Origin of the sequence: Salegentibacter chungangensis (assembly GCF_042678405.1) — a bacterium.
Classification (GTDB): Bacteria; Bacteroidota; Bacteroidia; order Flavobacteriales; family Flavobacteriaceae; genus Salegentibacter_A; species Salegentibacter_A chungangensis.
The window spans coordinates 172,382-193,133 of sequence record NZ_JBHTLI010000001.1 but is presented as its reverse complement, the minus strand read 5'-3'; the positions used below and the strand labels follow the sequence as shown (position 1 = coordinate 193,133).

Annotated in this window: 19 protein-coding genes and 1 tRNA gene; 9 read left to right on the top strand and 11 right to left on the bottom strand. The window is 42.3% G+C overall.

Annotated features, from left to right (window positions below; translation table 11 throughout):
* Positions 1 to 54 precede the first annotated feature (54 nt).
* A complete protein-coding gene (locus ACFQ3Q_RS00810; RefSeq protein WP_380741982.1) occupies positions 55 to 1,365 on the bottom strand; it encodes a sugar MFS transporter in 1,311 nt (436 codons plus the stop codon).
* Between the two features lie 17 nt (positions 1,366 to 1,382).
* Positions 1,383 to 2,357: an isoaspartyl peptidase/L-asparaginase gene (locus tag ACFQ3Q_RS00805; protein WP_380741980.1), complete on the bottom strand. Its 975-nt coding sequence runs from the start codon at positions 2,355 to 2,357 to the stop codon at positions 1,383 to 1,385.
* A 223-nt stretch (positions 2,358 to 2,580) separates the two neighbouring features.
* Between ACFQ3Q_RS00805 and ACFQ3Q_RS00800 the strand changes: the two genes are divergently transcribed.
* Together ACFQ3Q_RS00800 and ACFQ3Q_RS00795 are read left to right on the top strand one after the other, a co-directional pair.
* Positions 2,581 to 3,807, top strand: coding sequence for a metallophosphoesterase (locus ACFQ3Q_RS00800; protein WP_380741979.1), 1,227 nt, complete (start codon positions 2,581 to 2,583; stop codon positions 3,805 to 3,807).
* A 76-nt stretch (positions 3,808 to 3,883) separates the two neighbouring features.
* On the top strand, positions 3,884 to 4,180 hold the full coding sequence (locus ACFQ3Q_RS00795; protein ID WP_380741977.1) for a thioredoxin family protein: 297 nt from the start codon (positions 3,884 to 3,886) through the stop codon (positions 4,178 to 4,180).
* On the opposite strand, the gene ACFQ3Q_RS00790 is transcribed toward ACFQ3Q_RS00795, so the two are convergent.
* Positions 4,177 to 4,803 carry a polysaccharide deacetylase family protein gene (locus ACFQ3Q_RS00790; RefSeq protein WP_380741975.1) on the bottom strand — a complete coding sequence of 209 codons (627 nt, stop codon included), beginning with the start codon at positions 4,801 to 4,803 and terminating at the stop codon, positions 4,177 to 4,179. The genes ACFQ3Q_RS00795 and ACFQ3Q_RS00790 overlap by 4 nt on opposite strands.
* 89 nt (positions 4,804 to 4,892) lie before the next feature.
* A complete protein-coding gene (locus ACFQ3Q_RS00785) occupies positions 4,893 to 8,210 on the bottom strand; it encodes a glycosyltransferase family 117 protein (RefSeq protein WP_380741973.1) in 3,318 nt (1,105 codons plus the stop codon).
* 235 nt (positions 8,211 to 8,445) lie between these two features.
* Here ACFQ3Q_RS00785 and ACFQ3Q_RS00780 point away from each other — a divergent pair.
* From ACFQ3Q_RS00780 to ACFQ3Q_RS00765, 4 genes are all read left to right on the top strand, one after another.
* Positions 8,446 to 8,518 (top strand) — tRNA-Gln (locus tag ACFQ3Q_RS00780).
* A 220-nt stretch (positions 8,519 to 8,738) separates the two neighbouring features.
* Positions 8,739 to 9,989 (top strand): PAS domain-containing sensor histidine kinase, encoded by a 1,251-nt coding sequence (locus ACFQ3Q_RS00775; RefSeq protein ID WP_380741971.1) that lies wholly within the window; start codon positions 8,739 to 8,741, stop codon positions 9,987 to 9,989.
* Entirely contained in the window at positions 9,986 to 11,029 is a 1,044-nt protein-coding gene (locus ACFQ3Q_RS00770; RefSeq protein WP_380741969.1) for a response regulator, read from the top strand. The genes ACFQ3Q_RS00775 and ACFQ3Q_RS00770 overlap by 4 nt, the downstream gene beginning before the upstream one ends.
* 92 nt (positions 11,030 to 11,121) lie before the next feature.
* Positions 11,122 to 11,931, top strand: coding sequence for a universal stress protein (locus ACFQ3Q_RS00765; RefSeq protein WP_380741967.1), 810 nt, complete (start codon positions 11,122 to 11,124; stop codon positions 11,929 to 11,931).
* An 11-nt stretch (positions 11,932 to 11,942) separates the two neighbouring features.
* Here the strand turns inward: ACFQ3Q_RS00765 and ACFQ3Q_RS00760 are convergent, their stop codons facing one another.
* The 7 genes from ACFQ3Q_RS00760 to ACFQ3Q_RS00730 all read right to left on the bottom strand — a co-directional run bounded on the left by ACFQ3Q_RS00760 (position 11,943) and on the right by ACFQ3Q_RS00730 (position 16,970).
* Entirely contained in the window at positions 11,943 to 12,332 is a 390-nt protein-coding gene (locus ACFQ3Q_RS00760) for a group III truncated hemoglobin (protein ID WP_380741965.1), read from the bottom strand.
* A 4-nt stretch (positions 12,333 to 12,336) separates the two neighbouring features.
* Entirely contained in the window at positions 12,337 to 12,618 is a 282-nt protein-coding gene (locus ACFQ3Q_RS00755; RefSeq protein WP_380741963.1) for a hypothetical protein, read from the bottom strand.
* An 89-nt stretch (positions 12,619 to 12,707) separates the two neighbouring features.
* Positions 12,708 to 13,007: a thioredoxin gene (gene trxA / locus ACFQ3Q_RS00750; RefSeq protein WP_380741961.1), complete on the bottom strand. Its 300-nt coding sequence runs from the start codon at positions 13,005 to 13,007 to the stop codon at positions 12,708 to 12,710.
* 134 nt (positions 13,008 to 13,141) lie between these two features.
* Positions 13,142 to 14,425 (bottom strand): acetyl-CoA hydrolase/transferase family protein, encoded by a 1,284-nt coding sequence (locus ACFQ3Q_RS00745; RefSeq protein WP_380741959.1) that lies wholly within the window; start codon positions 14,423 to 14,425, stop codon positions 13,142 to 13,144.
* Between the two features lie 5 nt (positions 14,426 to 14,430).
* Positions 14,431 to 15,006: a YceI family protein gene (locus ACFQ3Q_RS00740; RefSeq protein WP_380741957.1), complete on the bottom strand. Its 576-nt coding sequence runs from the start codon at positions 15,004 to 15,006 to the stop codon at positions 14,431 to 14,433.
* Positions 15,007 to 15,077: 71 nt separating this feature from the next.
* A complete protein-coding gene (locus ACFQ3Q_RS00735; protein ID WP_380741955.1) occupies positions 15,078 to 16,355 on the bottom strand; it encodes a hypothetical protein in 1,278 nt (425 codons plus the stop codon).
* 24 nt (positions 16,356 to 16,379) lie between these two features.
* Positions 16,380 to 16,970 (bottom strand): YceI family protein, encoded by a 591-nt coding sequence (locus ACFQ3Q_RS00730; protein WP_380741953.1) that lies wholly within the window; start codon positions 16,968 to 16,970, stop codon positions 16,380 to 16,382.
* Positions 16,971 to 17,334: 364 nt separating this feature from the next.
* On the opposite strand from ACFQ3Q_RS00730, the gene ACFQ3Q_RS00725 reads away from it, so the two are divergent.
* The 3 genes from ACFQ3Q_RS00725 to ACFQ3Q_RS00715 all read left to right on the top strand — a co-directional run bounded on the left by ACFQ3Q_RS00725 (position 17,335) and on the right by ACFQ3Q_RS00715 (position 20,318).
* Positions 17,335 to 17,808: a UpxY family transcription antiterminator gene (locus ACFQ3Q_RS00725; RefSeq protein ID WP_380741951.1), complete on the top strand. Its 474-nt coding sequence runs from the start codon at positions 17,335 to 17,337 to the stop codon at positions 17,806 to 17,808.
* 162 nt (positions 17,809 to 17,970) lie between these two features.
* Positions 17,971 to 19,941 (top strand): sensor histidine kinase, encoded by a 1,971-nt coding sequence (locus ACFQ3Q_RS00720; protein WP_380741949.1) that lies wholly within the window; start codon positions 17,971 to 17,973, stop codon positions 19,939 to 19,941.
* Entirely contained in the window at positions 19,938 to 20,318 is a 381-nt protein-coding gene (locus ACFQ3Q_RS00715) for a response regulator (protein WP_380741947.1), read from the top strand. The genes ACFQ3Q_RS00720 and ACFQ3Q_RS00715 overlap by 4 nt, the downstream gene beginning before the upstream one ends.
* Positions 20,319 to 20,752: the final 434 nt, after the last annotated feature.

Here is a 20,752-nt window from a genome sequence, read left to right as displayed (position 1 = left end):
TAAACTCATACATACAGAAAAGCCGCTCAATTTTATGAGCGGCTTTTTGTGATTTTAAATGCTTATCTGTTTGCGTTTATTCCTGTATCCGTAGAAGAGGATGTAGCCATAACAGCACATCACAAGGATAAGGGCGATGTTGAAATTGAAGGTGTCGGTCAGGAATCCGTAAGCCGGCGGGATCACCGCGCCTCCCACGATCATTGTACATAAGATCCCTGATCCTTGCGGCTTGTCATCTCCAAGTCCGTCCAGAGCAAGACTGAAAATGGTCGGGAACATTATCGAGTTGAAAAGTCCCACGGCGATTATGGTCCACATCGCCACCAGTCCTACCGAAAGGTTGGAGATCAGGATCATCAGGATGGCGCAACTTGCAAACACGCTTAATACCACTGCCGGGTTGATGATCTTGGTGAGGTAAGAACCTATGAATCTTCCTATCATTGCTCCTGTCCAGTAAAAGGTGACGAATACTCCAACAATGGCCATATCGCTTGAAGTTGAAATCCCTGAATTCAGGATGGCTTCCGCGATGGTTCTCATTATTCCGGTTTCCCTTACCGTGTCGGCAAGGTCGAGGCTAAGGAAATAATTCACCATATAACTTCCCAGGGCCACCTCGGCGCCCACATAGAAGAAAATACCAAGCGCACCCAGGATAAGGTTTCTGTTTTTAAGAACACTTGCATAATTATTTGAAGCTTCTTTGTCTCCCACCTTTGGAAGGTTCACGAAGAAAAATACCAGGGCGATAACTCCGATAAAGGCCGTTATCCCGAGAAATGGTTCCTGTACGGCAGCGGCTTCAGAGGCATAATAGGTTTGTTTCTGGGCTTCGTCCAGCATTTCGATCTCGCCGCTGCTTTTCACTTTGTCCTTCAGAATAAAAAGGGCACCAATAGCAGGAGCGATAGCAGTTCCCAGCGAATTGAAGGCCTGGGAGAGGTTGAGCCGGCTGGAGGCGGTCTTTTCAGGGCCTAAAATGGTGACATAAGGGTTTGCAGCCACCTGGAGGATAGTGATCCCCCCGGCGAGGATAAAATATCCCAGCATAAAGACCCCGAAGATCCTGTAGGAGGCAGCGGGGTAAAAGAGCAGGCATCCCGCGGCCATAGTGACCAGTCCCAGGATGATCCCTTTTTTATACCCTATCTTGGACAGGATATACCCTGCCGGTATGGATAACAGGAAATAAGCGCCAAAAAAGGCGAATTGTACCATCCCTGCCTGGAAATAAGTGAGGGTGAAAACCTCCTTTAAGCGTGGAATAAGAGAATCGACCAGTACGGTGATAAAACCCCAGAGGAAGAATAAGACGGTTAAGAAGATGAATGCTGTGCGGTAAGATTTTTTTTGGTTCATTTTAGTTAGCTGGTAGATTAGATATAATATTCACTTGGGGTATTGGTGTTTTCCTTGTTCTGATATTTAACATAGGTGAAGCCTTTGTGGATGCAGAAAGAGCCGACTTCTCCTTCTTTGTTCAGTGCCAGAAAAGCAACCTGAAAATCCTTGTAATTTGAATTCTTCTCGATAATTCTCTTAATGGCGATCTCGCAGGCTTGCTGTGGAGATTTTCCCTGTCTCATCAGCTCGACGATCAGGAAACTGCCTACGCTTTTCATTACAGCCTCGCCCATTCCCGTGGCAACAGCGCCACCAATTTCATTGTCCAGGTACAACCCGGCACCTATGATAGGCGAATCGCCCACACGGCCGTTCATTTTATAAGCCAGTCCGGAAGTAGTACAGGCTCCGGCAATATCCCCGGCTTCATCTATACAAAGCATCCCGATGGTGTCGTGGTTCTCAATATTAATGATGGGCTTGTATTCTTTCTTTTTAAGCCACTCTTTCCAGGCTTTTTCCGATTCTTCGGTTAATAAGTTCTGCTTTTTGAAGCCCTGCTGAATCGCAAACTGCAGAGCGCCCTCTCCTGCGAGCATTACGTGAGGGGTCTCTTCCATCACCTTGCGTGCAACCGAAACAGGATGGGCGATATTCTTTAAATAAACCACGCTTCCGCATTCACCCGAAGGAGCCATAATGCTGGCATCCAGTGTGACATTTCCGTCACGGTCCGGGGCTCCGCCATTTCCTACAGTGGTGTTTTTTATGTTCCCTTCTTCAACCCTCACTCCCTGTTCAACCGAATCCAGGGCAGAAGCCCCTTCGTACAGCATTTCACCTGCCTTCTTACTGGCCTTGTGAAAGTTCCAGGTAGCCACACAAATCGGGTTTGGTTTGCCGGAGATCTTCGTTTTAGAGAAATCGGTAAAAGCGAATACCGAAGGGCCGGCGCTTAAAGCGGCTCCTGTTAGTCCTGAGGCTTTTAGGAAGTGTCGTCGTTTCATCTTTGCTGGAAAGGATTTGGGTTTAAAAACTTCAAGTTTGAAATATAGCTTTAAACCAAATAACTATCAAATTTTATAGATTAATGACCGTTCTCACATAATTAAGGGATTAAAAATTAAGATAAACAGTTGTTTTACGACTATATACAAGAGTTAAAGAATTGGTAAACACTTGTGTTAAAGTTCTGGTTAAAAGTATATTCGCACTAAAATTATATTCTCCATGCGCTGGATTATTCTCATCGCTTTTTACATTTTTATAGATATTTATGGCTACCAGGCTGTTAGGAGCTTTTCCAGGAACATCTGGGTAGGTATTATTTACTTTGTGATCTCGGCTATCGTGATCGGGAATCTTTTCTACCAGTTTAACCAGCCTTCGGGGGATGGCTCTTTTGGAGGAGGACGCGGAATGGCAATTGGCATTTTCCTGGCCTTTTTCGTGATGAAGATCGTGCTTGCGGTAATGATGCTGGGGGAAGATATTGTGCGAATGCCAGTGGCTGCTTTTCAACGTTTTTATGGTCCTTCAGAAAGTTTCTCTATCCCTTCGCGAAGAAAATTTTTAAGTACCGTAGCCCTCGGGCTCGCAGCAATTCCTTTCGCATCTATCCTCTACGGCATGTACAAGGGAAAATACGACTTCAGGGTGCTGAAATATACCCTGTATTTTGATGATCTTCCCGATGCTTTTGACGGGTACCGGATTGCCCAGATCAGCGATATTCACAGCGGAAGTTTTGATGATAAGAATAAGATAAGTTACGGGGTAGATCTGCTTAGGGAGCAGGATACCGATGCGGTTTTCTTTACTGGAGACCTTGTGAATAATGAAGCTTCTGAAATGGAAGGCTGGAAGGAGCTTTTTTCTTCGGTTAAGGCAAAAGACGGAGTCTATTCCGTTTTAGGGAACCACGATTACGGAGATTATAAAGACTGGGGGAGTGAAGAGGCGAAAGAAGAAAATCTGCGCCGATTGAAGGATACTCATAAAGAAATGGGGTGGAACCTGCTCCTTAACGAGCATACTTTCCTCGAAAAAGACGGACAGCGAATAGCGCTTGTTGGAGTTGAAAACTGGGGTGCCGGAGGCTTCAAGAAAAAAGGCGACCTGGATAAAGCCGGGGAAGGACTTTCCGATTCAGAATTTAAGATCCTTTTGAGCCACGATCCGTCTCATTGGGAGGAGAAAGTGAAAAACGACCCGAAGCATTACCATCTAACTCTAAGCGGGCACACCCACGGAATGCAGTTCGGGATAGAGATACCCGGTTGGTTCAGGTGGAGTCCCGTGCAATACAGGTATAAACACTGGGCCGGAATCTATGAGGAGTTCGGCAGATACATAAATGTAAACCGCGGTTTCGGATTTCTGGCCTATCCGGGACGTGTTGGGATTTGGCCGGAGATAAGCGTGATAGAACTTAAGAAAGGCTCTAAACCCGCTTAATAACAAGAAATTACTATATTTGATTATGCTTGATTTACTCAGGTATAAGATCTAATTAAAATTAAAGCTTGATTTTATGTCAAAATTTGGTGAATTAGTAGATTTAAACATTCCGGTCTTATTAGATTTTTATACCGAATGGAATGAAGCTTCAAATTCTATGCATCCTGTATTAAGAGATGTTGCAGCCGCTATGGGTGACAAGGCTAAGGTGATCAAGATAGATGTGGATAAAAACTCCCAGTTAGCCGAAGCTCTTAGAGTAAAAGGTCTTCCCACCTTAATGATCTACAAATCTGGTGAGATGAAGTGGAGGCAAAGCGGAGAGCAGGATGCCAATACCCTTATTGGTCTGCTTAAGGAATATCTTTAGAGACTTTCGAAATTCATTCCTTTTTCTGAATAATATTTCAGGACCTGTGGCAATACTACTTCAAGGTTCTTTTTTGCTTTCAGGCTGTCGTGAAAAACGATAATACTTCCTTCTACGGTATGCTTAAGTACATTTTCAAGGCAGTCTTCGGCTGAGGTTTTCCCGTTAAAATCCCAGCTTATCACATCCCACATTACTATTTTATACCCTTCTTTAACCAGTTCAGATGCCTGATTGTTTTTGATCTTTCCGAAGGGGGGCCTGAAGAGCTTGTTTTCTTCAGGTTGCTTTAGTAATTCCTCTGTCTTTTGTGTATTTTTTATATAATCCTGTAGTCCTGTCTTCCAGCCGTCAAAATGATTGTAGGTGTGGTTGGCCGTTTTATGACCTTCAGCTAAAACAGCCTTGTAGACTTCAGGATGTTTTTTAATATTCTCACCTATACAGAAGAAAGTGGCTTTAGCCTGGTGTTTTTTAAGTTGCTCCAGCACCCAGGGAGTAACCTCAGGGACAGGACCGTCATCAAAAGTGAGATAGATGGTTTTTCTGGTGTTCAGGCGTGAGAGCCTGTTAGGGTAGAGCCACTTAAGAACAGCTGGATATTTGGCCAAAAAACGGCTCATACTAAGAGTTTGTAATTTCTGTTTTAAACTTCAAAGGCAGTATTTCGCAATGAAAAACTGCCTTTGAGTAAAAGTATGAATTGTAAAGTTTATTCAGAAGACTCTTCCGTAGAATCTATCCTTAACGAGTCGTTTTCTCCTGAGGGGTTTAATTCGCTGTTTATTCCTTCATCCAGAAGTTCCTCTTCGGGAAGAGGTTCAGCATCCATTTCTTCGTCTTCGCTATAGAAATGACGGAAGAGACGTAAATAACTGTTGAATTCTTCAGCCTTCTCCTTTACCAGCTTTTCATCCTGGTTCATAACAAGAAGGTCTACCAGGCCTCTGTAACGTTCTATATCTGTAATGATCTCATCGGCAAAACGATACTGCCTGTCTACATCCCAACTGCTGTAGTATTCCAGGCTTTCCTGGTATTTAGTGGCAACTTTATTCCACAGCTCCCGGGCTTTTTCCTTTTCACCAACCTGATAGTAGCCGTTGATGAATGGCTCCAGAAGAGTGTAATAACCATAGTAATCTACAGGCATTTTTTCCATCCCGAGGTCAAGTATCTCTTCGGCTCTTGCAGTGTCACCTTCGTTAAGAAGGTTTTCTACCAGCCTTGCGAGATTGCTTCGGTAAGTAATAGAGTTCTTGCGGGTTTCGGGATCGTGATAAATATCCGGATCTCCCATATTGCCCCAGTCCCAGTTCTTCACGATATTATACATCTTATCGGTATTGATCCTACCCATATCAAAAGGATTTCGGGGGTTTACCGGGGTTTTTATAGGGACCAGTTTATAGGCTACGCCTTCCAGCTGAAGGTAGTCTTTCAGCCAAAGATAGTCTTCGTCTTTAAAGCTCCCGCCGGTAAAGTAGATAGGTCTTTCCCAGTTGTTGTTTGCGAGGATATCCAGCATCAGCAACCTGTTTTTATATATGATCTGACTACCTATCTCCAGAATTATCTCATCCTCGATCTTACCGGCATTTTTTTCGTTAACTATCCCGTTCTCCAGTACGGTCTGTTTATCTACAGGGATCTTTACGTATTTGGACGGGAAGGTATTTACCATTTGCCCGCTTTGAAGCTCAGCTTTAGTTCTTGGGTCATCATTCTGTACATAATTGAGCCAGGTCTTCAGGCTAATGGTGTCCTGGGTAATTTCTCTAAAGAAGACCGCGTCATTTTTTCCGTAGTAATCGTCTTGTTCGAACTGAGAAGGAATAGGGTCGCTATCGAAGGCTTTTCGCTTCATCTGATCTATATACCAGTCGGTCGCGAAAAGGCTGGTGTTTATCACCCTAACATCGGTACGGTAGTGTTCTACCTGCTGGGCATACCAGAGAGCAAACGTGTCATTGTCACCAATGGTAAAGATAATACCGTTCTCGTCTACCGAATCCAGGTACATTTTAGCCATAGCTCGGGCTGTGTAGCGTCCCGAACGGTCGTGATCATCCCAGTTTTCAGAAGCCAGTAAGGTCGGCACTGCAAGTAGCGATACCACAATTGCCACCGGCGCAGCGATCTTAGGTTTTATATACTGCTTGATCATATCATATAGGGCATAAACCCCAAAGCCTATCCAAATAGCAAAGACATAAAAGGAACCAACGAGCGCATAATCTCTCTCGCGCGGCTCGAATGGTCGTTCGTTGAGGTAGATCTTAAGGGCGATCCCCGTGAACAGGAAGAATACCAGTAAGACCCAGAAGTTATTCTTGTCTTTATTAAACTGAAAAACCAGGCCTATTAAGCCTAATATTAATGGAAGGAAATAATAAGTGTTCCTGGCTTTGTTGTTTTTAATGTCACTTGGCAGGTTTTCCTGTGGCCCGAGGTGCATCTTGTCTATGAAATCTATTCCGCTTAACCAGTTCCCGTTAAGGTCGGTATATTTTCCCTGAACATCATCCTGGCGGCCCACGAAATTCCACATAAAGTAGCGCCAGTACATATAACCAATCTGGTATTCCAGCAGGTAAGCAAAGTTAGCGGCTGCGGAAGGCTTTTCCACATTCAGGTAGTTGCCGAATTGTTTCAGGAAGTTGTGATAATCGGTGTTATCCATTCGCCCCTGTGAATACTTATTCTTAAAATCGTTGATGGCATTCACCAGCCTTTGTTCGTTCTGGTATTCGGGTTTTATGGTAAAGTCCAGCGGACCTGTGAATTCCATATAATTTGCCGCGTGGTCTCCGCTCCACATTCTTGGAAGCAGCGCTTTGTGGCTGTCGTCAAGGTTTTGCTTGGCGTTCTTGTAATCGTTTACGATCACATACTTTCCGAGCTCTTCGTCTTTTTCATATTTAGGCTTGGCGTCCTCATAAGGATTATCAGGGTCCAGACCGGAATACATTTCAGAGAACTGAGGGCCGTAAAAAAGATGGGTTTCGCCATATTGTTCCCTGTTGTAATAGGCCAGAAGTTCCCTGGCGTTATCCGGACTGTTCTCGTTAATGATTGTTGGTGCGTTAGAGCGTACCGGAAGCATTATCCAGCTTGAAAAACCTATCAGGATAAAAAGGATGCAAAGCAGTAGGGTGTTTAGCTGAAAATAATTCTTCTTTCTAGTATAGGTTATTCCGTAATAAAAAGCAGCGACTATAACCAGAAAGGCTATAATGGTTCCCGAGTTAAAAGGCAGCCCAACCGAGTTAGTGAAGAAAACTTCAGAAGCAGCGAAAAAGGTTAGGGTATAAGGCAGGAGCAGCTTAAATATGAATAAGAGTACTGCAACTACTACAATATTGGCAATTATAAAATTCTTAGCAGTTACCTTTTTATAGTTTTTGAAGAAGTATAAGAAGCCTATTGCCGGGAGGGTTAGCAGGGCCATAAAATGCACCCCGAATGATAATCCGACAACAAGGGATATTAGGATTAGCCAGCGGTTTCCCCTGAGGTTAAACATATCTCTCTCCCATAGAAGGCCAAGATAGAACAGTACAGACATAAAGCAGGAAGCCATAGCATATACTTCGGCTTCTACGGCGCTGAACCAGAAACTGTCAGTGAACGTGAAACTAAGTGCTCCAACGGCTGCGCTTCCTAAAACCGCGATCTTGCCACTGCTGCTCATATTTTCCCTTGGGCCTGCGATCTTTAAAATAAGCATACATAAGGACCAGAACATAAACAGGATGGTGAAGGCGCTGGCGAGTCCGGACATAAAGTTGACCATTAGTGCCACCTGATCGGCATCGGTTGCGAAGGTAGCAAAGAAAGCTCCCATCATCTGGTAGAAAGGGGCTCCCGGAGGGTGACCTACTTCAAGATTTGCAGCTGTAGCAATATATTCTCCGGCATCCCAGAAGCTGGCTGTTGGTTCCAGGGTAGCGGTGTAAGTGGTAAGTGCGATAAAAAATACTATCCATCCGAGTATCTTACTCCACTTTCCAAAGTTGAAATCTGTCATTTTGTAGTAATGTTGTATCCTGAGTGGCGAATTTAATAATAAATATGGGAATGCTTTAGTAACGTAGTTTAAAAGCGTTTATTTTTTAAAACTGCTGAAAATGTGAGGTCTGGAGATTTCGGGATGATATAGGTCCAAATCCGGTCAAAAAAGGCCTGAAAAAAATCATCGATTTTTCAATAAAAAATTTGTGTAACAAAAAGTTTGTTTTAAATTTGCATCCGCATTTAAGCATTGGCCTATGGTGTAACTGGCAACACGTCTGGTTTTGGTCCAGAAGAGTCTAGGTTCGAGCCCTAGTAGGCCAACAAAATGTAAAAACCCGAACTATGCAGTTCGGGTTTTTTTATGAGTAAAATTCCGTTTTCTATAAGGATGATTTCCCATTGTGCCTTTGTTTTTTTAATTTACCTGAACCTTTCATTGTAAAAATATAATTAACTTTTCGAAAATCTAAGGCTTGATAATAAGATGAGCTTTCGTAAATTCGTGAGGCGGAAAAATTAATCTGATAAAGTTCGCATTGTGTTGAAAAACAAGTTTTTTAAGAATAAGAATGTCTTCAATATTCTTTTTGAAGCGGCATCAGAAGGGATTATTGTAGTAGATGCCGGTCAAAGGATTATTGCCTGCAACAAGGCTGCTGAAGCTATGTTTGGGTATGGTCATGGCGAACTTGAGGCTAAGCCGCTTAATATTTTAATACCACCCAAATACCACGCTAATCACGGTCAGCACTTTAATGAGTTTATGGATCATAGTGCCTCGCGGCAAATGGGCCACGGGCGTGATCTATACGGTATCAAAAAAGACGGCACGCGTTTCCCGGTTGAAGCGGGACTTAATCCTTTTGAAATTGAGGGAGAGCGTTATGTGATGTCTTTGGTGATAGATATTAGTGTTAGAAAGGAGACTCAGCGCCAGATAAGGGAGCTCAATTCTCATCTTGAAGATAAGATAAGGATCAGAACCAATGAGCTGCAGGAGAGCGTAGAGGAACTGAAGAAACTTAATAAGAATCTCGAAAGTGAAATAAAAAGGCGAAAGGCTGCCGAAAAGCGCATAAAAAGTGCCTTACAGAAGGAGAAGGAATTGAATGAACTGAAAACTAAATTCCTCTCTCTTGTTTCCCACGAATTTAAAACTCCGCTAAGTGGGATCCTTACTTCGGCCACATTAATAGAAAAATATAAACTGGAAGACCATCAGGAAAAAAGGGAAAAGCACCTGGGGACTATCAGAAACAAAGTGCATTACCTGAATAACATCTTGAATGATTTCCTTTCTATAGAAAGGCTCGAAAGCGGAAACGGCCAGTATAAGTATTCAAATTTCAGTTTGAAAAGGATGATTAACGAGGTGGTCTACAATGCCAATGTCACCCTTAAAAACGGCCAGGAGATCCAGTATCCCCGGGAGATTGAAGATATGATGCTGTATCAGGATGAAAAGATCCTGGAGCTTATTCTTTCTAATTTGCTAAGTAATTCCATTAAATACTCTCCTGAAGATACTACCATAAAATTTGATGTGGATGTAGATGACAGGCGAATCGTCTTTGAGGTACAGGATCAGGGGATGGGCATTCCGGAAAAAGATCAGAAACATATTTTTGAACGATATTTCAGGGCAGAAAATGCGGTCCTGAATCAGGGAACTGGGATAGGATTGAATATTTCGAAGACCCATCTGGAGAATCTTGGCGGAAATATCAGTTTCACCAGCGAAGAAAACAAAGGCACTAAATTTAGAGTAGAATTACCAATTTTAACACCATGAAGAAAATATTGTTAATTGAGGACGATGTAACGGTTAGAGAAAATACGGCCGAATTACTGGAGCTTTCCAATTATGAGGTTATTACCGCGTCTAATGGTAAATTGGGAGTAGAGAAGGCAAAACATAGCATTCCCGATATCATTGTTTGTGATATTATGATGCCGGAAATGGACGGATACGGAGTGCTCCAGGCATTATCCGGAAATTCTGAAACTGCCAATATCCCTTTTATCTTCCTTTCGGCTAAAACCGAACATAAGGACATCAGGAAGGGAATGGATCTTGGTGCAGACGATTATCTTACCAAGCCTTTTGAGGAAGAAGACCTGCTTAGTGCTATTGAAAGCCGTCTTGCAAAAGTGGCTATTCTTAATGCCAGGAAAAAGAAGGAACCGGAGGCTAAAGATTCTTCGCTTAATAACCTGGAAGACCTCAGGAGTTTGCTGAGTGAATATGAATTGCAAAAATTCAAATCCGGAAGTGTGATTTATGAAGCGGGCAAACAATCTAATTTCTTCTATCTGGTTAAAAGAGGAGTTGTAAAGGCCCATCGTATAGATCGCCAGGGAAAAGAGCTGATCACCGAACTTTATAAAGAAGATGATTTTTTCGGAAATACGGCGTTTAACAATAATAGTAATGCTTATGAGGAGTATGCAACTGCTATGGAAGACGCCGAGTTATATACGGTTTCCAAGGAAGAATTACATAAAATTCTGGCCAACAACGGAAGGGTGACCCTCGAGCTTGTTGAGATTTTGAGTAACAACCTGATGGGCGTGAAGCAACAACTTATGGATATGGCTTATGGCTCGGTTCGTAAGAAAACTGCCAATACTATTCTTCTGTTTGCCGAGAAAATAAAGAAGCATCCTTTAAAAAGCATCAGGATCTCGAGAGCCGATCTGGCCGGGGTTGCCGGGATGGCGCCTGAAAGCCTTATCAGAACACTTTCCGATTTTAAAAAAGAAGGACTTATCGAGATCGAGGGGAGAAATATCAAGCTGATGGACTCCGAAGCACTTAAGAGTATCTCATAGGCCAATAGGCTATTTAGCAGAGAACTGACTTTGGTCATTTTTCCGCTAGCATAGGTCAAGTAATTTCGCATAGAATAACTGAACCTATGCAGATGAATGTCCTAATTCTGACAGATTTTTCTAAAGTGGCCCATAATGCTGCATCGTATGCATTACGTTTTCTCGAAAATGTACCTGCTAGCTTCTTTCTGCTCAATATTGAGACCTTAAATTTTAAGGGAGAGGCTGAGGATTACGCGAAAGAGAAAAAGGGGCTCGCTCTGGAAAAGCTTGAACAGGAGATAGATAATCTTAAGAAACTAACCCCTAATAAGAAACATACTTTTCAGGCTTATTTTTCAGAAGAAAACCTGGTAAATTCTACCCGGAGATATGTCCACGAAAAGAAGATAGATCTTATTGTGATGGGAGCTGCGGGCAGGGAATATCCCCAGAATGCCATTTTAGGACATCATACTTATGAGATTATCAGGAAAATACGCTGTAATTTGCTGGCCGTTTCTGAAGGCAGTGAATATTCTAAGCCTGAGAAACTGGTGCTGCCAATAGATTATTCAGCCAGTTTTGAGGATAAGATCTTTCGGTTCTTCGATAATCCTGCCATTGTAAAGGAAGCTAAAATTACTGTCCTTGAACTTACAGGCAGTGTTAAAAAACCTATACCTGTGGAGACCCCCCGGGATATGATGGCCAATCAGCTGAGCCCCGGAAAGGTGAAGTTTATGGAAGTTGATGAGTCAGCTATCTGTAATGAAGAGCTTTTACTGGAAATGCAGCGAAAATTCAATATGATCGTGATACTTGGGAAAAACCTTAGCGTATGCGACCGCCTGCTCCATAGTCGTTATGGGGTGTGTACCGCAATCAGCAATAAACTTCCTGTCCTGGTATTGCACGGGTAAGCCCGGTTTTTTTAAGAGGTCCTGGCCTGAAATATACTTATATGAAGATGCGTTGCCATTTTTCTGGCATTATGTTTTGCGCGTTCGGTAAGCTCCCCTTCAAATAACTCATCCAGGGTGTCTATCCATAGGTTAAGCCAGGTACCGAAATGCTTTTCATTTATCTTATTGCCGGATCTGGAATCTACATCTATATGAGCCCTTTTAGGGTTTCCGGAATATTTGGAAACAAATAGCAGGTTGCTTTCCCAAAAATCCGTTAGTTTTTCAAGATGCTCTTCCCAATCCAGTATGGAATTGTTGAAAAAGTGACCTATTTCTTCATTTGCTCTTACTTTCTCATAAAACCGGTTTACAAGGAGTTGTATGTCTTCACGGTCCCGGAGATCAGGTTTGCTCATAGGGCTAAAAAAGGTTGATTATTATAAACAGCAGGCTTACGCCAATGCTTAAAATTAAACTGTTAAAAACGGTCTTGGGTTTTAGTTGTGCCAGCACAGTTGTGTTGTAACCCATACAAACCGCTACAATTATGAAGAGCTCGCCCATATTGAGCAATGAATTCCCCTTCATAAGTACCATCATTGCTGCCACAGATCCCAGGCAGCTCGAAGCAATTATCGCCAGGGCGGCATAACCAAGGTACATTTCTTTAAAATCTTCAAGTAAATTCTGATAGAGTCTCATAATAATTTCACTTTTAACTGAAAGGTAAAATTAGGATGAGATCCGTTCTTTTTTTATGATTCAGATCAGGTTAAGCAAATTTTCAACAATCAGGAATGGGACTTCACTACATTGATTATGTCGTCTTTCTGAAGGACTCCCGACTGGCGCCAAACCTGCTGGCCGTTCTTGAAAAGTATCATCGTGGGGACTCCTCTAACCTGGTATTTTCCTGCCAGTTCCTGGTTGCGGTCTACATCAATCTTCACGATTTTTACCTGGTCTCCTAGACTGGCCTTGGCTTCCTTAAGGATGGGAGCCAGCATTTTGCAGGGGCCACACCAATCGGCATGGAAATCTACCAGGACCGGTGTTTCACTATTTATAATTTCACTAAAGCTGCTTTTCATAATTCCTGTTTTTATATTAATGGATTATTTTAAAGGCATCAAGGCCAAGCCCGTCCTTTTAAGGGACAGGCTTAGCAAGACAACCTTAAAAATAAGAAGACTCGGCAAGATTTTCTCCCTTAGAACTCCTAAAATTATGTGTTAAGCCTCTCGAAGGCTTCTTTTTCAAGTTGCTCTCTGTGATCTGGGTGAGCTATCGATATTAGTGCTTTTGCGCGTTGTTCAAGATTTTTTCCGAAGAGGTTAACCACGCCATATTCGGTGGCTATATAATGAACATGTGCCCTTGTGGTGGTTACCCCTGCTCCCTGCTGAAGGGAAGGGACGATTTTAGAAAGGCCGTTTTTGGTAACCGAAGGCATTGCAATGATGGCTTTTCCGCCTTCAGAAAGCGCAGCGCCTCTTATAAAATCCATTTGGCCGCCAACCCCGGAATATTGATATTTCCCGATGGTATCTGCGCAAACCTGGCCGGTGAGGTCTATCTCTATGGCGCTGTTTATGGCAGTTACCTTGGGGTTTTGCCTTATGATGGCAGTATCGTTGGTGTAAGCTGCTTCCTTAAAATGAACGAGCGGATTATCATCCAGAAAGTCGTATAATTTTGGGGAACCAATAGAGAAGCAGGTTACCATTTTTCCGGTTTTTACCTTCTTATCTTCCCCGGTAATAACTCCTTTTTCGATTAAGGGTAGAACCCCGTCAGAGAACATTTCGGTATGAATGCCAAGGCGTTTATGATTGGTGAGATTGTTTAAGACCACATTAGGGATGCCTCCAATTCCCATTTGGAGGGTGGCACCGTCCTCAATAAGTTCGGCTACATTTCTGCCTATCTGCCTCTCAACGTCTGTTGGAGAGGTAAAAATATGAGAGTGTAAAGGATAGTCGACCTCTACGGCTGCATCTATCTGGTTTATATGAATTATTCCATCGCCGTGGGTTCGTGGTACCTGAGGGTTTATTTGAGCAATCACCTTTTTGGCTGTTTGAATGGCCGGTAATGTTACATCTACCGAAAGTCCCAGAGAGCAATAGCCGTGCTTGTCTGGAGGTGAAACCTGGATAAACGCTACATCAAGTGGCAGGATATTCCGTCGGAACAGCAGGTTTACTTCGCTTAAGAATATAGGAATATATGCCCCGTGGCCTGAGTTTACGGCTTTTCGAACATTGTTTCCCACAAAGCAGGTGTTTGTAATAAAAGATTCGCTGTATGGCATCCTGGTCCAGGTGGCATCTCCTTCGGTGTGGATCTGTATGATCTCGATATTCTGCAATTCCCGGTATCGGTCGCACAGCGCATCGATTAGGATATTGGGGGTCATTGCCGCACCCTGGAAGAATATACGCTGGCCAGATTTAATACCTGAAACGGCTTCTTCAGCCGAAACTATATTGAGGCTAAGTTGGAACATCTGCTTTATTTTGCTACGCTTAAATTGAAATTCACTTCAATTTCTTCTTTTACCACGATAAGGCCCAGGGCCTTCTTTGGAGCTTCCAGATCAAAATCTTTAATGTTGAGGGTTAGCTTTCCCTTAAAGTAGGGGATAGAGTCATCCACAATATTTACCGGGACCACATATCTTCTACTTTTTCCGGCGATGAAGATGGTCACTTTGGCTTCTGCCAGCTTGGGGTTTTCAAGGTTTATCTCGTTTAATTTCAGAAGGATCTCAGGATATTTTTCGGCCTGTATCAGGTCTCTGAAATCTTCATTAATACCTCTGTTTCCGCAATCGAAGCCTAAGTTATCCAGGCAGAGTACAGCATTTTTAAAGCTTATGCCTTTGCCGGTATGCGTGTATTCAATGTTTTTGTTTTCTTCGAGATTTGCAGTGTTGAATTCGCACTCGAAGTCTTTAATGTTGGTATCTCCTTTTATGGTAAGTTTACTTTGGGGGAGAATTTGCACGCTGGTGTTAGTGTAGTTCTCCTGTGCATGTACTATTAGCCCGCTAATTAAGAATAAACTCAGCACCAACAATCTTTTCATAATCTTAGTATTTAAAAAAATGGGGGAGGTTTCGCTCCCCCACTATATATGGCTAATCAAACTATTTTGTTTTAGAAGCTAATAGCTGCTTCAAGCATCAATCCGTCGAATTTACCTTCGTTGTGGATGTCAGTTACAGGATATCCGTCATAACTTTGAGTTACATATTCAAGTTTCATCAGGATGTTCTTGGTCATAAAGTACCCTGCAGATACCTGGAAGCGGTCGATGTCAACATCTTCTCCGGTAGCCAGTTCTCCACTAACTACATTGTATCTTCCTCCAAGGTACAGGTCCTCATCGGCTCCAAATCTGTAGATAAGCTCTCCGGAATACTGGTTCCAGGTTCTGGTGTCAGTTTCATTTTTAGCTTTACCTGTAGCAGATTCGAACATTCCGAAGAATTCTAATCCTTTATATTTAAAGAACGGGTTGATCATAAAAGCAGTCATTTCATTCTTAAGATCAGGGTTAATTCTACCTGCTCTGAAGGAATCTCCTACAGATTCCCCGTCAAGAGTACCATTCATCACGGTGTAGTAACGAGATCCTGCACGGTCACCACTGTAAAGGTAAATACCTCTGGCATTGTTGTGAGCACTGTGGAATAAAGATCCTGTTAATCTAAATCTGAAATCATCATTAAGATAGCTATCATATCCTAGTTTTGCAAGGAAAGACGGGCTTGTTTGGTCTTTATCTGTAACGTTTTGGTTCAGTTTACCGTTGGTTGCTCCAAGCATACCTAACCATCCGTTATTGAAGTAGTATAATTCAGCACCAACTTCGGTAGTAAAGGCATCCATAAGGTAGTTTCCAACAAACGGGTTGTAAAGGGCCATTGCGTTATCAGTTCTTCTGAAGTGACCGTCACCATAGTTGTTTTCCATGTGACCTATCTTAATTCTCAGGTGTTCCATAAGATCTTCAGCAAAACCTTCACTAATAAAGTCCAGTTTGTCGATCTGAATATAACCTCCCTTTACATAAGATTCTGTGTGGTGTTGAGAAGAAAGGTAGGTTCTAAGGTGCATTCTTACACCATCATAAAGAGCAACATCAAGATCAAGGTTGGCAGTTGCCAGGTTAAAGTTGTTACCAAGCTCTGTTAATTGCACCGGTCCTTCATTTTCCTGGGACAATGCCTGAAACTGGATAGTAGAGGCTCCCCCAACTCTTACGTGAACACCGTCAAAAGTAGAAGTTGTGTCTTTAGGGGCTTCAAACATGTTGATTCCTCTTTGGTCAGGAAACCTGTAATTGTCAAGGTCTCTTTGGTTCTGTGCCTGCATTTGCAAGCCAAACACGGCAATAAGCGCGATACTTAGATATTGAAATAGATTTTTCATTTTTATTGATTTTTAAGGTTGAAGTTATTTTTTGAATTCAGTATTAAATTTGATAGTTACCTCTTTACCGGTTGTGATGGCACCGAACATTGCTGTAGGTGGCTCCACATTGAAATCGGTCATATCGAGGGTTTTGTTTCCGGAAAGCACGATCTTGTCCCCGTTTACCTTTGCATTAAAAGTGATGTCTACGGGTTTTTTGGTGCCGGCAATGGTCAAATAACCACTGGTGTTAATTTTGCATTGTGAAGCTGAAGTGCAATCTAAATTGTTCACTTTAGCCAGGGTGTAAATTATTTTATCATAATTATTGGTCTTTAGCGCTTTATAGGTGTTTTTGTCCATTCCGCCTTTTCCGCTGTTAAGGCTTTCGGCAACAACCGTAAAATCAAGCTTGGATATTTCAGTAAGTTGTCCTTCATTGAGTTCAGCTGTAAGACTACCGCTCATTTTTTCGGCATCTAGTTCCCAGTCGTGTACATTAGAAGTCCCCTCCACCTTTAGATCGGAAGCTGAGTTGTTAACCTTATAGGTTTGGGCAAGGCTAACCTGTGCTGTAAGCACCATCATCAGGAAGCTTGTTGCCAGCAGACTTATTTTTTTTGAAAAGCTCATAATTTTAGGTTTTTAATTTGATACAAAGTTGCGGCAGGAATGCCTCCTAAATTATGACGGCAGTCAGCTTTTAGTTAATTTCTGTTAAAAACGCCTCAAACGCTTTTTGTTTTTCGGGAATCTGACCAGTGAGGAAGCCGGGTTGAGAGAATTACCTTCCTCTCTTTATTGTATTGGGGTGTTGATAATTAAGGAGTTGTGATTTATAGTTTGAAATCCCTTGTGGAATTACTTTGATTAGTCTTGATTTTTTTATTTTTGTTCTCTTCGGGCAGCTAACCGGCTGCTTTTTTCTCTAAGCCCTACTACGAGAATAACTTTTTGAACAATTACGGACCTACCGTACAAAAACAGATATATTCCTATGTCGTGGTACGTGCTTTACACTAAACCCCGCACTGAAAAGAAAACAGCTCAGGCCCTTGAAGAAATGGGGGTTGAGGTTTATTGTCCTTTAATAGAAGAGGTGCGGCAGTGGAGTGACCGTAAAAAGAAAGTTATTCTCCCTCTTTTTAAATCCTATGTCTTTGTAAATATTGCTGAAAAGGATAGAAGTCTGGTATTTGAAGTGCCCGGGGTGGTACGGTATTTAAATTGGTTAGGTAAGCCCGCAGTAGTTCGTGATGAGGAAATTGAAGCGATACGAGCCTGGCTGGATGATGAGGAGATAAGTGAGCTGGAAATGCAGGAACTTAGCCCTGGCGACAAGTTGATTATCTCGGGGGGAGCATTTAAAGATCATAAAGCCATAATTAAAGAAGTGGGGAAAAAACGCCTCAGGTTAATTCTTCCCAAATTAGGTTGCACCGTTAGTGCGCGAATCAGGGAGGTCGTTTAGGATTTCTTACTGTTTTGCTTGTTTTGTTGTAAAAATCATTAAATTTTTATAATCCCTTTATTTTTATTAGAATTGTTACTTCTGTTTCTTTTGAACAAGAACCTGGTCTATATTCAGTTTCTTTGGATCTAGACCTCAGTCCCTAACCTGATCAAACCCGGAATGGACCAACGGAAAGGTGTTTCTTATAAGATAAGTAAAAAGCTAAAGAATCCTGTTGTAGCCGGGACTTTGGTCTTTTTCAGCTTTATCGCTTTGGGAGCTTTTATATTCTGGCAGCGGTACCAGATCCTGATGGAACAGCGCCAGAGTGAAATGTCAGGGATTATTGAGATGGTCGAGGAGAATATTGGGCAGTCCCTTAAAAGCAGTTACTCTGCTGCTTTAAGCCTTGCCTTGTTAATTGATGATGATGGAGAGATTGGTGATTTTGAAAACACGGCACCGCGTCTTATTGAAGCCAACCCAATTCTTGATGCTGTAGAACTTGTACCTGGTGGTGTAATTACCAGGGTGTATCCGTTGGAAGAGAACAGTGCAGCCCTTAATTATGATATTCTGGCCGATAGCACCAGGAATGAAGAGGCCAGAAAGGCCATCAGCTCCAGAAAGATGTATTTTGCCGGCCCTATAAAACTTCGCCAGGGCGGGACCGCAGTAGTTGGGAGACTTCCGGTTTTTATAGATAATGAATTCTGGGGGTTTTCGGCCGTCATTATAAAGCTTGAGAATCTGTTGCGCCAGGCAGGGCTGTTCGGTCTTACTCAGGATGTATATAGGTTTCAATTCAGCAAAGAAGACCCGTTAACAGGCAATGAAGTTTATTATTTGCCGGGGCCGGTACCCGATGAGGCATATTCTGAATATATTATTTTGCCCGACGGGGACTGGAAGGTATATATAGCACCAAAAAATCCGTACAGGGAGCTTGCGAGCCTTTGGCCGCTGGCGGCTTTTATCTTTATACTTTCCTTATGGATGGGATGGATGATGATGCGGCTTTTAAAACGACCTCACAAGCTGGAAGAGCTTGTAGAAGCCCAGGCAGGGGAATTATATAAAAGCGAACTTAAATTCCGTACTATTTTTAATCAGGCCGCGGTTGGTATTGTTCGGGTTGATACTGGTACCGGTCGTATCCTTGAAGTGAACCGGAAGTTCAGGGAATTGATAGGCTATTCGCGCGAAGAACTGAAGAATATGGATTACAGGAAGCTTTCGCATCCCGATGATATTGCGGAGAATGACCTGTGCATGAAAAAATTGCTGAAAGGAGAGATCAGGGAATATAGCCTTGAGAAGAGGAGTCTGAGGAAGGACGGAAGCCTGGCCTGGATAAAGCTTAGTGTTTCTCCTTTATGGCAGCCCGGAGAAGAACCCACCTCCCATATTTCAATTATTGAAGACATTACTGAAAAGAAGGAAGCCGAGTTACAGCTTAATAAATCTTACCAAATGGTAATGGACCAGAACCGCAGGCTTCTTAATTTCTCATATATTATTTCTCATGACCTTAGGTCGCACTCCAGCAATATCCAGTCTATCCTGGATCTGTATGTGATTTCAGAAAAGGAAGAGGAGCGCAGGAATTATGTGGAACTTTTGAAAAAGGTCAGCGTTTCTCTTAATCAGACCCTGCACCATTTAAACGAGGTGGTTTCCATACAGACCAACCTTGATTTAAAAAGAGAGCCTTTAAAGCTGATATATTTCATCGAAAAAACCCTTGATCTTCTGGATATGCAAATAAGGAGTAAAAATGCGCTGGTCAGTCTGGATGTGCCGCCGGAGGCTGAGGTGGAATTTAATCCGGCTTACCTGGAAAGTGTTATTTTGAATTTTCTTTCGAATGCCCTTAGGTACAGTGATCCCGAAAGACAGCCAAAAGTTGAAGTAAAGGCATATAAAAAGGATAATAACTGGGTTATGGAGGTAAGGGATAACGGCATTGGAATAGATCTTGAACGTAATGGCAGTAAACTATTCGGGCTTTATAAGACCTTTTCGAACAGAAGTGACTCGAGGGGAATAGGCCTGTTTATCACCAAGAACCAGGTGGAAGCTATGGGAGGTGAAATCCAGGTGGAAAGTACCCCGGGAAAAGGAACAACATTTAAAGTGATTTTTGGATGAAAAAGAGCATTTGCGTAATAGACGACGATGAGATCTACCAGGTTATAATAAGCAGCCTTCTTCGGAAAGCAGATGTCTTTTCTGATAGTTACTTTTATACCCACCCTGAAAGAGCGCTTAAAGCTTTAAGCGATAATCATCATCCTTTGCCAGATGTGATTCTTTTGGATATCAATATGCCCGGAATGGATGGCTGGGAATTTCTTGACTTATTATGTGAAATGCGGGATGAAGATATGAGATGCGTAGAAATTTATATCGTTACTTCTTCCATAGCAAGGTCAGATAAAGAAAAGGCTGCCGAATATGATGAGGTTTCAGGTTTTATAAGTAAGCCTGTTGGTATTGGAGATCTAAAGCAGATAGGCTCGGCTTAGGTGTATTTGTGGTTGATTCTGTTTATTTTCATTTTATTCTTCCGGTTTAACACGATATTCGTTCTTAATCCCTTAACAATTTTTTAGATTAAATTTCTCTGTTTTTTATTCTAAACCTCTAAAAAAGAGCATAAAAAACCTTTTTTAAGAGATTGTTTTTTTATTTACTTCAATCTGTCACCCAAAACTGTTAATAATTTTAACAGAGTTCACTTGTCCTGATGCTTTCAAAAAATTATTTTTGCCCCCTGCCGGAAAAGGCACAGATCTTACGGTTTTCCGTATAAAATGCATAGTAATAATTGCATTTTTGGATCGCTGATATTTTTTAAGAGCTGCAAAAGTGACCCGGAAATGGGACTCACGGCGGCGAAGCCATGTAAAGCTGTAAAAAAATCAGGCCTTTTCAGGAAAAAGTTGTTCCAAATCAACGC

What these genes read in the sequence shown, in the direction of transcription:
- ACFQ3Q_RS00810 (WP_380741982.1), bottom strand. Translation starts at nt 1,365, where the DNA reads ATGAACCAAAAAAAATCTTACCGCACAGCATTCATCTTCTTAACCGTC.
- ACFQ3Q_RS00805 (WP_380741980.1), bottom strand. Translation starts at nt 2,357, where the DNA reads ATGAAACGACGACACTTCCTAAAAGCCTCAGGACTAACAGGAGCCGCT.
- ACFQ3Q_RS00800 (WP_380741979.1), top strand. Translation starts at nt 2,581, where the DNA reads ATGCGCTGGATTATTCTCATCGCTTTTTACATTTTTATAGATATTTAT.
- ACFQ3Q_RS00795 (WP_380741977.1), top strand. Translation starts at nt 3,884, where the DNA reads ATGTCAAAATTTGGTGAATTAGTAGATTTAAACATTCCGGTCTTATTA.
- ACFQ3Q_RS00790 (WP_380741975.1), bottom strand. Translation starts at nt 4,803, where the DNA reads ATGAGCCGTTTTTTGGCCAAATATCCAGCTGTTCTTAAGTGGCTCTAC.
- ACFQ3Q_RS00785 (WP_380741973.1), bottom strand. Translation starts at nt 8,210, where the DNA reads ATGACAGATTTCAACTTTGGAAAGTGGAGTAAGATACTCGGATGGATA.
- ACFQ3Q_RS00770 (WP_380741969.1), top strand. Translation starts at nt 9,986, where the DNA reads ATGAAGAAAATATTGTTAATTGAGGACGATGTAACGGTTAGAGAAAAT.
- ACFQ3Q_RS00765 (WP_380741967.1), top strand. Translation starts at nt 11,122, where the DNA reads ATGAATGTCCTAATTCTGACAGATTTTTCTAAAGTGGCCCATAATGCT.
- ACFQ3Q_RS00760 (WP_380741965.1), bottom strand. Translation starts at nt 12,332, where the DNA reads ATGAGCAAACCTGATCTCCGGGACCGTGAAGACATACAACTCCTTGTA.
- ACFQ3Q_RS00755 (WP_380741963.1), bottom strand. Translation starts at nt 12,618, where the DNA reads ATGAGACTCTATCAGAATTTACTTGAAGATTTTAAAGAAATGTACCTT.
- trxA (WP_380741961.1), bottom strand. Translation starts at nt 13,007, where the DNA reads ATGAAAAGCAGCTTTAGTGAAATTATAAATAGTGAAACACCGGTCCTG.
- ACFQ3Q_RS00745 (WP_380741959.1), bottom strand. Translation starts at nt 14,425, where the DNA reads ATGTTCCAACTTAGCCTCAATATAGTTTCGGCTGAAGAAGCCGTTTCA.
- ACFQ3Q_RS00740 (WP_380741957.1), bottom strand. Translation starts at nt 15,006, where the DNA reads ATGAAAAGATTGTTGGTGCTGAGTTTATTCTTAATTAGCGGGCTAATA.
- ACFQ3Q_RS00735 (WP_380741955.1), bottom strand. Translation starts at nt 16,355, where the DNA reads ATGAAAAATCTATTTCAATATCTAAGTATCGCGCTTATTGCCGTGTTT.
- ACFQ3Q_RS00730 (WP_380741953.1), bottom strand. Translation starts at nt 16,970, where the DNA reads ATGAGCTTTTCAAAAAAAATAAGTCTGCTGGCAACAAGCTTCCTGATG.
- ACFQ3Q_RS00725 (WP_380741951.1), top strand. Translation starts at nt 17,335, where the DNA reads ATGTCGTGGTACGTGCTTTACACTAAACCCCGCACTGAAAAGAAAACA.
- ACFQ3Q_RS00720 (WP_380741949.1), top strand. Translation starts at nt 17,971, where the DNA reads ATGGACCAACGGAAAGGTGTTTCTTATAAGATAAGTAAAAAGCTAAAG.
- ACFQ3Q_RS00715 (WP_380741947.1), top strand. Translation starts at nt 19,938, where the DNA reads ATGAAAAAGAGCATTTGCGTAATAGACGACGATGAGATCTACCAGGTT.